Below are 2,622 nucleotides of genomic sequence, written 5' to 3' on the forward strand. Positions count from 1 at the left end.
TGGAAAAAACGGTGAAATTGACCACCTGATTCCAGTTTAAATTGACCACCAGTTTCGGAGCAAAGTGACCACCGGTTGCCGACGCAAATTGACCACCCTTTGCCGGCGCAAACTGACCACCTAAAACGCTTACTTTTTTTCATGTCGTTACCCATACTTTCGTTCAAAAATGGAACGGATTATGGCAAATAAATTAACAGACATGAGTAAAATTAGAAAAGCAATTAAATTTCATTGCGGTGGAAAAAGTAAGCTATTTATAAGCCAATACTTATCCTTATCGAGGAACACTGTAAAAAAATACATTTCCCTGTTTGAAGTACAAGGGCTAACCCTTGAAGAGATCAATCAAAAGACTGATCTTGAACTTGAAACGCTGTTCTCTCACCAAACCGATGAACCCATCAGCCCCCGATTACAAAAGCTTTATGACTTTTTTCCGTACATGGAACGGGAACTCAAAAAAGTTGGTGTCACCTCCTATGGGATGTGGGAAGAATACATCAGTAAACATCCCGATGGCTATAAAAACTCTCAGTTCCGGGAGTATTACAAACTGTGGGGAAAGAAGGTAAACCCGGTGATGCATATGAACCACAAGGCTGGTGACAAGATGTATGTTGATTATGCCGGTAAAAAGCTTTCAATCGCGGATAAAGACACGGGTGAGATGACTGAAGTTGAGTTTTTTGTTGCCATTTTAGGGGCAAGTCAATATACCTATGCCGAAGCAACGCCAAGCCAAAAGAAGGAAGATTTTGTTGTATCGGTTGAGAATGCCATGCGCTTTTTTGAAGGCGTTCCGGCAGCCATAGTTCCGGACAATCTAAAGTCAGCGGTGATAAAGAGTAGCCGTTTTGAGCCCACCATCAACGAAACACTGGCAGATATGGCGGAGCATTACGAAACCACGATCTTGCCTGCCAGAGCGTATAAACCACGGGACAAATCTTTAGTTGAAGGTGCTGTCAAAATACTATACCGAAGGATTTATGCGGTACTGAAGGACGAAACGTTTTTCTCCATTTCGGAACTGAACGATCGCATTGGAGACCTGTTGGATGCACACAACAACAGAAAGTTCACCGGACGCCCATACACTCGTTTTGAGCTTTATAATGACCTTGAGAAAGACAAACTGTCACCACTGCCCAGTCAACGTTTTGAGATCAAATATCAGGCACTGGCAACGGTGATGCAAAACGGACATGTGCAGCTTAGCACAGACAAACATTTTTACAGTGTACCGTATCAATACATCCGCAAAAAGGTGAAGATACTGTACACCAGAACTACGGTCGAGGTTTACTACAAATACAACCGGCTGGCTACACATCCCCGCAACTACTCTCTTTACAGTTACACAACCGTACCCGAACATTTAGCAAGTACCCATCAATTTGTAACCGATTGGACTGCACCCCGATTTGTCGATTGGGCAAACACGATTGACCCTGTTGTGGGTGAATACATCTATAAGATTATCGAAAGCAGAAACCATCCTGAACAGGCTTTTAAAAGTTGTATGGGGATTCTTTCGTTTGAAAAGAAGGTTGGCAAACAACGACTGATTAGTGCTTGTAAACGAGCTCTTGACTTTGGATCCTACAGTTTTAAAGCCATACAAAACATACTTGGCAATAATCTGGATATGATCAAAGATGAAACAACCGAAGATGCGGAACTGCCCGAACACAACAACATACGAGGACGGAATTATTACAAATAAATTTAAAATCAAAGCATTATGAATGAATTGACATTGACTAAAATGAAACAGATGAAGCTCTATGGAATGCATGGTGCATTTAAGACTGCTGTTGAAACCGGAAAAACTGACCATTATTCCATCGATCAGTTTGTATCTATGATCACTGATGCCGAATGGGACGAACGTCACAACCGGCGAATAGAGCGGATCATTAAAAATGCAAAGTTCCATTACAAATCCAGCATCGAAAGCATCATTTTCGATCAGTCACGGAATCTGGAACGCAATCTCATCTTACGTCTTGGCGAGTGCGAATTTGTTGAGAAAAACGAGAACATCTTAATCACCGGGAGCACCGGTGTAGGTAAAAGTTATTTGGCAACAGCACTCGGTTATCAGGCATGTATCCAGGGCTACAAGGTAAGTTACTTCAATACATCGAAGCTGTTCTCCAAGTTAAAAATGGCAAAAGCCGACGGTTCATATCTGAAGGAACTTGCTAAAATCGAAAAGCAAGACGTTATTTTACTTGACGATTTTGGACTCCAGGCACTCGACAGTCAGAACAGGATAACACTATTGGAAATCATCGAGGACAGGCACAATAAAGGTTCCATCATTGTTACCTCACAAATACCTGTGCAAGGATGGTATGATATTATTGGTGAAAAAACCATTGCTGACGCGGTATTAGACCGGCTTATCCATCAGGCTCACCGCATCGAATTACATGGTGAATCAATGAGAAAGAAAAAGAGTATCAACAAAGAATAATTTTTACAATTTTGAATATCAATTACGACATTGAAAAAAGGTAGTTTTTAGAGGGCATTTTTAGGTGGTCAATTTAAATCGGCAACACATGGTCAATTTAAATCGGCACAGGGTGGTCAGTTTGACCGAATATTACA

2 protein-coding genes are annotated in these 2,622 nt (G+C 41.4%); both read left to right on the forward strand.

Going from position 1 to position 2,622, the window contains the following annotated elements; all coding sequences use genetic code 11:
• Nucleotides 1-181 precede the first annotated feature (181 nt).
• Entirely contained in the window at nt 182-1,729 is a 1,548-nt protein-coding gene (gene istA / locus PHE37_RS13850; RefSeq protein ID WP_300008853.1) for an IS21 family transposase, read from the forward strand.
• Between the two features lie 51 nt (nt 1,730-1,780).
• Nucleotides 1,781-2,485, forward strand: coding sequence for an IS21-like element helper ATPase IstB (istB, locus tag PHE37_RS13855; protein WP_300008855.1), 705 nt, complete (start codon nt 1,781-1,783; stop codon nt 2,483-2,485).
• Nucleotides 2,486-2,622 lie beyond the last annotated feature (137 nt).

This window comes from Sulfuricurvum sp. (assembly GCF_028681615.1).
GTDB lineage: Bacteria > Campylobacterota > Campylobacteria > Campylobacterales > Sulfurimonadaceae > Sulfuricurvum.